The organism is Azoarcus sp. TTM-91 (assembly GCF_012911025.1).
In the GTDB taxonomy this organism is placed as follows: Bacteria; Pseudomonadota; Gammaproteobacteria; order Burkholderiales; family Rhodocyclaceae; genus Azoarcus.
This window is the reverse complement of sequence record NZ_WUEI01000172.1, coordinates 1-6,711: the sequence shown is the minus strand read 5'-3', so window position 1 is coordinate 6,711 and position 6,711 is coordinate 1. Positions and strand designations below refer to the sequence as shown.

The following is a 6,711-nucleotide window of genomic DNA, read 5'->3' as shown; positions in this document are numbered from 1 at the left end:
CGGTTAGCACGATCGGGGGCGTGGCGGCTGGGTGTCGCCGCGTGGTTCTTCGCGGGAGCTTGCTGTCGGGAGCCGTGCGTTTCATGCTTTGAGGCCGTAGCCCTTCTTCCGGCCCTCGCTTCGCGCTTCGGCCCTGTGGCCCGCCGGCCACGGGAGGTTCTGGTGGGGCGAGGCCGTGCTTTGCTTTTCAGCCTCCGCTCCGGAGGGAGGGGGGTAAAGGTGAGACCCGGTGCCAGACGGTCGGCGATAGGGGAGGTTGCGCCGGGCGAGCCCCAGGCGCCAGCTGCACCCCCTTGACCGACCGCACGCAGAGCAAGCCCTCAGCACCGCCCCCTCTCCCTTCGCGGGAGGGGGAGAGGGGGCGCCCGCAAGGGCGTCAGCAGCCGTCGAGCCATCGCCGGTGGCTTCCACCGGAAAGCGCCAGGGAAGCAGCGTTGGCCGCGGTCCGGCGCCATCCGCCCGCTATCCAGTCCTCCGGCTCAACCCGCCTCATCCTTCGCCGGCGTGGCGCTGCCATTGGCGATCACCCGCTCCAGCACCTTCAGGCAGGCTTGCAGCTCCGCCTGGTCCAGGCCGGCCAGCATGGCTTGCCGCATGCCTATCACCTCGCCCTCGATGCGGGCGACCAGCGCCAGCCCGTCCGGCTTGATCTCCAGGTATTTCTGGCGGCGGTCCTGGGCATCCGGGCTGCGGCCGACCAGGCCCAGCTTCTCCATGCGGTCCAGCAGGCGCACCAGCGTCGGCGTTTCTATGCCGAGGCGGGCCGCGAGGCTGCTCTGGTTGTAGCGTTCCTCGGCGGTGTGCAGCGCCCACAGCACCCGCCAGGTGGCCTGGGTCATGCCCCAGGGGCGCAGGCGTTCGTCCAGTTTCACCCGCCACAGGGCGGCGGCGCGGTGGAGCAGGGTGGCGACAGCGTGTTGATCTTTGACCAGGTTTTTCATTAGCATGCTAATTATTGATGTGCTAACGGAAAGCTTGGTCCCTGCCGGGCGAAATGTCCACCATGTCCTCCCCCATCCGCGACCTGTTCCGTGCCCTGCCGGCGGAAGTCCACACCCAGCGCCATGGCGGGCGTTACAAGTGGATGGTGTTGATCGTCGCCAGCCTGGGCACCATCGCCGGTGTGCTGGCCACCACCAGCTTCAACGTGGCGGTGCCGGCGCTGATGCGGGATTTTGCCCTCGGGCAGGAACAGGTGCAGTGGGCCATCACCGGCTTCATGGCAGCGATGACGGTAGGCATGCTGCCCACGCCCTGGCTGCTGGATCGCTGCGGTTTCCGCCGCCTCTTCCTCGGTGCGGTGCTGCTGATGCTGCTGGCCAGCGTGGCCGGCGCGCTGGCCACCAACTTCCCCTTCCTCGTGTTCACCCGGGTCGTCCAGGGGCTGGCGGCCGGCATGCTGCAGCCGCTGGGGCCGCTGGTGGTGATGCGCAGCTTTCCGCCCGGCGTGCAGGGGCGGGCTTCCGGCGCGCTCAGCTTCAGCCTGGTGCTGGCGCCGGCGGTGGCGCCGGCCTTGGGCGGCATGCTGCTGGACCGCTACGGCTGGCCGGCGATCTTCCTGCTCAACCTGCCTTTCTGCGTGCTCGCCGTCGGCAGCGCACTCTACCTGCTGCCGCGGGCGGAGGCGGCGCCGCGCCACGGCTTCGACTGGTGGGGGCTGGCGCTGCTCACCGCCGGCACGCTGGCCTTGATCGAGTCCGTCGCCAGCCTGCAGCACAGCGGCCTGCTGGCACCGTGGACGCTGGCGCAGCTGGCGCTCGCCGCCGGCCTGCTGGCCTGCTTCGTGCACCACGCGCGGCGGGTGAAGAAGCCGCTGATCAGCCTGGGCCTGTTCCGCCACCGCAGCTTCGCCATGGGCACCACGGTGGCCTTCGCCTACGGCTTCGGGCTGTATGCGTCCACTTATCTGATTCCGGTGTTCCTGCAGAACGCACTCGGCTTCGGCGCGGCCGCCGCCGGCATGGTGCTGGTGCCGGCCGGGCTGGCGCTGGCGGCTACCATTCCGCCGGCCGGGCGGCTGGCGGACAAGGTGTCGCCGCAGTGGATCACCGTCGCCGGCCTGGCCTGCTTCGGCCTCTCCTTCCTGCTGTTCGCGCTGCTGGCGAAGGGCATAGGCCACGGCGAACTGATCTTCGTCACCGTGCTTGGCCGCGTCGGCCTGGGCATGATCCTGCCGGCGCTCAATCTCGCCACGCTGCGCCATCTGGAGCCGCATCAGCTGAGCCAGTCGTCGGCGGTGATCAGCTACGCCCGCCAGCTTGGCGGCATGCTGGGCATCGCGGTGGCGGCGGTGTTCGTCGCCTGGCGGGAGTCGGTGTATGGCACGGTGGTGCCCGGCGTGCTCACCGCCTATGCCCAGGGCTTCCTGCTGCTGGCCGGGGTGTTCGCCCTGGCGCTGGTGGCGGCCTGCCGCATGGGGAAACGCTGAGCGGGGCCGGCGGCCGGTTCGTGCCGGTCGGGTGCGCCGCTTGCGGAGATAATCCGCCCATTCCTCCCCGGAACGCCCATGGACTCCACCCCGCCCGACGCCAGCCTGATCCGCGCCCGCGAGGCCTTCCTCGCCGCCGGCCGCACCTTGCGCAACGAGCGGCGGGATTTCGTCGACTGGCACCTGGGTCGGCCGCGCTATGGCCTGTGGGCGCTGCTGCTGGAGGAGCCGGCAGTGGCTGGGGCGATGGCTGCGGCGCAGGCGCATCTCGGCGATTGTCTGCTGCCCGGCTATCGCCGCCAGCCGCACATCACCGTGGCGCTGGGTGGTTTCCCCTGTGGCGAGCCGCGGCGCGAGGGCGACTATCCGCTGGGCGCCTTCGAGGCGGCGCTGGCCGCGCTGCGCAGGTCGGCACCGCCGCCGTTCGCGCTGGAGATCGGCGGGCTGGAGAGCTTCGCCTCCGCGCCCTTCCTGGCGGTACATGACGTCGAGGGCGGCATCGCCAGCCTGCGCCATGTGCTGCTGCCGTCCGCCCGATCGGAAGAGCGGGGCCGCGACGGCGATTACCTGCCGCATCTCACCGTCGGCCTCTACGCCGGCGAGTACGACTGCGCCGCGCTGCGGTCGCGCATGGCGGACTTCCCGCCGGCGCCGCAGCGGCTGACGGTGCGGCGGCTGGCCTTCCTCTGCTACGACAGCGCCGACATCGGCGGTCCGCTGGCCCCGGTTGCCGACTACGCGCTGGCGGAAGGCATGGTGCGCTGCCACGGCAGCTCGCCTTTCGACGCAGCCGCGCCAGCCTGCGCGCCGGCGCCCCTCAGCCGGTCACAAGCGTCCTGATATCCGCCACCGCCTCGCTGCCGTAGCCGGCGGAGAGCAGGTAGGCCACCAGCTTGCCGGCGGCGGCCGCCGGGCTGCTCAGCTCGCCCTTCTGCTTCAGCTGCTCGAAGCGCGCCTTCAGCGGGAAGCGTTCCGCTGGCGTGGCGCGGATCTGGCCCTGCATTTCGGTATCGATCACGCCCGGCGCCAGGCTGCAGATGCGCACGCCGGCCAGGCCATCCAGCGCCACGCTGCGGGCGTGGTGGTCCAGCGCGGCCTTGGTGGCGCAGTACAGGCTCCAGCCGGCATAAGGGCTGCGCGCGGCGCCGCTGGAAACATGCAGGATGCGGCGCTCGGCGCTGCCCTGGCGCTGGGCGATCAGCGCGTCCGCCAGCATCAGCGGCGCCGCCACGTTCACCGTCACCGCCCGCAGGATGGCCGCCGCGCCCTGCTCGCCGGGCGCGCCCACCGGCTGCAGCATGCCGGCGTTGTTCACCAGCAGCGCCGGCGCGTCCGCCGGCAGCAGGCGGGCGAGGGCGCCCTCCGCCAGCCAGCGCTCCAGCGCGGCGCCGTCGGCCAGGTCCAGCGCCACTTCGGTGAGCAAGCCGGGATGGCGGGCGGCGAGGACGGGGTTGCCGTGGCGCGACAGGGCGAGCACCGGAATGCCACGCGCCAGCAGGGTGTCGGCAATGGCTTCTCCCAGGCCGCGGCTATGGCCGGTGAGCAGGGCGTGCATGGCGGAATCTCCAGGCGGAAGGGGGAAGCCCGGGATTCTTCAACAGGCTGGCGCGGGCCGGCAAGCGGGGCGTGGAAACCGAGGTGTCGGAAAAGCGCGGCACAAACTTATAATAAGAATCGTTTTCATTATTGCCTTGGTGCGAATGCATCGCCGTTTTCCGCCGCGCGCCGACGCAAACCCGCTTCCACACTCGATCCGGCAGCAAGCCGGGCGTTCCTTTCCCCAACCCGCTCGATTCCCATGGCCCCGCACCCCGCTACCCGACTCCGCCCGTCCGCGTCTCCGCTTTCCCTCCGCCATCCCAAACTGAAGCTGCTGCTGATTCCCGCCTCGCTGGCGCTGTTCGTGCCGGCGCATGCGCAGGGCAGCAGCGAGGAGGAAGCCCGCCAGCTGCAGGCGGTCACCGTCACCGGCGTGCGCGCCGACGGCCTGAAGCCAGAAACGGTGGAGGCCGGCACCTTCCGCGGCGCCGACATCATGGATGTGCCGTCCACCATCAACGTGGTGACGCGCGAGGCGCTGGAGCTGCAGGCCGCCAGCGGGCTGTACGACGCGCTGCGCAACACCGCCGGCGTCACCCGCCAGCAGAACGGCGGCGAAACCTGGGACCAGCTGGTGATACGCGGCATCGGCGTCGAGAACCGTACCAACTACCGCATCAACGGCTCGCTGCCCTACCTCAACTTCTCCCAGGCGCCGATGGAGAACAAGGAGCGGGTGGAAGTGCTGAAGGGCGCCTCGGCGCTGTACTACGGTTTCACCTCGCCGGCCGGCGTGGTGAACCTGGTGACCAAGCGCGCCGGCGCCGAGCCGGTGACCACGCTGGGCCTGTCCTTCGACTCCCACGGCGGTGCGCTGGCCAGCGCGGACGTGGGCCGCCGCTTCGGCGACCAGCAGCAGTACGGCCTGCGGGTGAATGCCGCCGGCGGCGCGCTGGGCTCCTACCTGGACGGGGTGGACAACGGCGAGCGCCGCTTCTTCTCCGCCGCTTTCGACTGGCGGGTGAACGACCGCCTGACGCTGAAGGCCGACTTCGAATACGACCGCCGTGAAACCACCGAGCAGGCCGGCGTGCAGCTGCCGACGGCGGTGAATGGCCGCATCACCCTGCCGCGCACGGTGGACCCGAGCAAGCTCGTCGGCCCGGACTGGTCCACCTTCCGCGCCGAAACCACCAACGCCCTGCTGCGCGCCGACTACGCCCTCTCCGACAACTGGGCGCTGACGCTGGAAGCCGGCCACGCCAAGGTGGAGCGCAAGCGCCAGCTCGCCATCTTCCGCTTCACCAACGCCGCCGCGGTGGCCACCGGCGCCGGCAACATCCGCGGCAACTCGCAGGAGATGACGCTGCAGTCCGACATGGGCCGCGCCGAGCTGTTCGGCACCTTCGACACCGGCTTCATGCGCCACGAACTCACCCTGGGCGCCAGCTACACCAGCAAGGATCAGGACCCGATCTACCAGCAGACCTACAGCGTCGCCTCGCAGAACCTCTACAACCCGCGCGACATCTCCAACAGCGTCAGCTGGAGCGCGATGCCCACCTCGCCCACCACCGCCGCCTACGAGACGCGCGATGTCGGCTACTACGCCATAGACCGCATCACCCTCAGCCCGCAGTGGCAGCTCATCGCCGGCCTGCGCCACGCCCGCTACGACAGCAACCAGGGCGGCACCTCCTACAGCCCGCAGGAAACCACGCCGATGGCGGCGGTGATCTACAAGCCGCTGCCGGAGGTCTCGCTCTACGCTTCCTACTCGGAAGGCCTGGAAGAGGGCGAGACCGCGCCCACCGGCACCGCCAACGTCGGCACCCGCATGTCGCCCGGCATCAGCAAGCAGAAGGAACTGGGCGCGCGCTGGCAGGCGCCGCTGGGCACCCTGGTGTCGGCCGCGGTTTTCGACATCGAACGCCCCGGCTACTACACCAATGCCGACAACCTCTACACCGCCGATGGCGAACAGCGTTACCGCGGCGTCGAACTCTCCGCCCAGGGCAGGCTCAGCCGCCAGCTCGGCTGGCAGGCCTCCGCGCTGTGGCTGGACCCGGAATTCCGCGACATCGGTCCGGATTACGACGGCAAGCTGCCGGAGAACGCCGCCCGCCGCACCGGCAGCCTCTTCCTCACCTACGACATCGCCCAGCTGCCCGGCCTGTCGGTGAATGCCGGCGCCTACTACACCGGCCGCCGCCCGGTGAACGACCTCAACCAGGCCTGGCTGGACGAAGTCACCCTCTACGGCGCCGGCGTGCGCTACGCCACCCGGGTGATGGGCAAGCAGACGGTGTGGCAGCTCAACGTCGAGAACCTGACCGACAAGGAATACTGGGCCGCCGGCGGCACCCGCCTGGCCGCGGGCGCGCCGCGCACCTTCAAGGCCTCGGTGAAGATCGATCTGTAAGGCGGTGGAGCGGGGCGGGCGGGAGTCCGCCCCGGCTGCGGCGCGCCGCGCTCCGGTTCTGCGCCGGCCACGGAGCCGGTCCCGCACAAAGCCGTTCTCTGCGGCCTTGGATGAGCGGTGGGAGAGGCGAAGAAACCCGCACGCCTGTCCGCGCCCGCCCTGCACACTCATTCCCGTTCGGACTGAGCCTGTCGAAGCCCGCTCCCCGCAATGTCTTTCGATTGCCCCCACATGCCTCATACCCGCAGCGCCCTGCCGAGCCGACAGCGAGCCCCAGCGGCAAACCGCGCCAGGCGCAGACTCCCCAGCCCAGCTGTTACAC

At 70.5% G+C, this 6,711-nt stretch carries 5 protein-coding genes; 3 read left to right on the top strand and 2 right to left on the bottom strand.

The features are described from left to right. Nucleotides 1-479: 479 nt before the first annotated feature. Entirely contained in the window at nt 480-947 is a 468-nt protein-coding gene (locus GRF61_RS22750; RefSeq protein ID WP_169152905.1) for a MarR family transcriptional regulator, read from the bottom strand. 56 nt (nt 948-1,003) lie between these two features. Here GRF61_RS22750 and GRF61_RS22745 point away from each other — a divergent pair, with 56 nt between their 5' ends. Continuing rightward, a complete protein-coding gene (locus GRF61_RS22745; protein ID WP_169152904.1) occupies nt 1,004-2,428 on the top strand; it encodes a DHA2 family efflux MFS transporter permease subunit in 1,425 nt (474 codons plus the stop codon). A gap of 78 nt (nt 2,429-2,506) precedes the next feature. Beyond that, the gene (locus tag GRF61_RS22740; protein WP_169152903.1) at nt 2,507-3,268 is read left to right on the top strand and encodes a 2'-5' RNA ligase family protein; all 762 of its coding nucleotides are present in this window, start codon (nt 2,507-2,509) and stop codon (nt 3,266-3,268) included. Here the strand turns inward: GRF61_RS22740 and GRF61_RS22735 are convergent. Next, nucleotides 3,246-3,983, bottom strand: coding sequence for an SDR family oxidoreductase (locus tag GRF61_RS22735; RefSeq protein WP_169152902.1), 738 nt, complete (start codon nt 3,981-3,983; stop codon nt 3,246-3,248). The genes GRF61_RS22740 and GRF61_RS22735 overlap by 23 nt on opposite strands. Nucleotides 3,984-4,226: 243 nt before the next feature. Here GRF61_RS22735 and GRF61_RS22730 point away from each other — a divergent pair, with 243 nt between their 5' ends. Next, nucleotides 4,227-6,389: a TonB-dependent siderophore receptor gene (locus GRF61_RS22730; RefSeq protein ID WP_169152901.1), complete on the top strand. Its 2,163-nt coding sequence runs from the start codon at nt 4,227-4,229 to the stop codon at nt 6,387-6,389. Nucleotides 6,390-6,711: the final 322 nt, after the last annotated feature.

Coding starts and splice junctions, on each gene's coding strand:
- GRF61_RS22750 (WP_169152905.1), bottom strand. CDS start 947: ATGCTAATGAAAAACCTGGTCAAAGATCAACACGCTGTCGCCACCCTG.
- GRF61_RS22745 (WP_169152904.1), top strand. CDS start 1,004: ATGTCCTCCCCCATCCGCGACCTGTTCCGTGCCCTGCCGGCGGAAGTC.
- GRF61_RS22740 (WP_169152903.1), top strand. CDS start 2,507: ATGGACTCCACCCCGCCCGACGCCAGCCTGATCCGCGCCCGCGAGGCC.
- GRF61_RS22735 (WP_169152902.1), bottom strand. CDS start 3,983: ATGCACGCCCTGCTCACCGGCCATAGCCGCGGCCTGGGAGAAGCCATT.
- GRF61_RS22730 (WP_169152901.1), top strand. CDS start 4,227: ATGGCCCCGCACCCCGCTACCCGACTCCGCCCGTCCGCGTCTCCGCTT.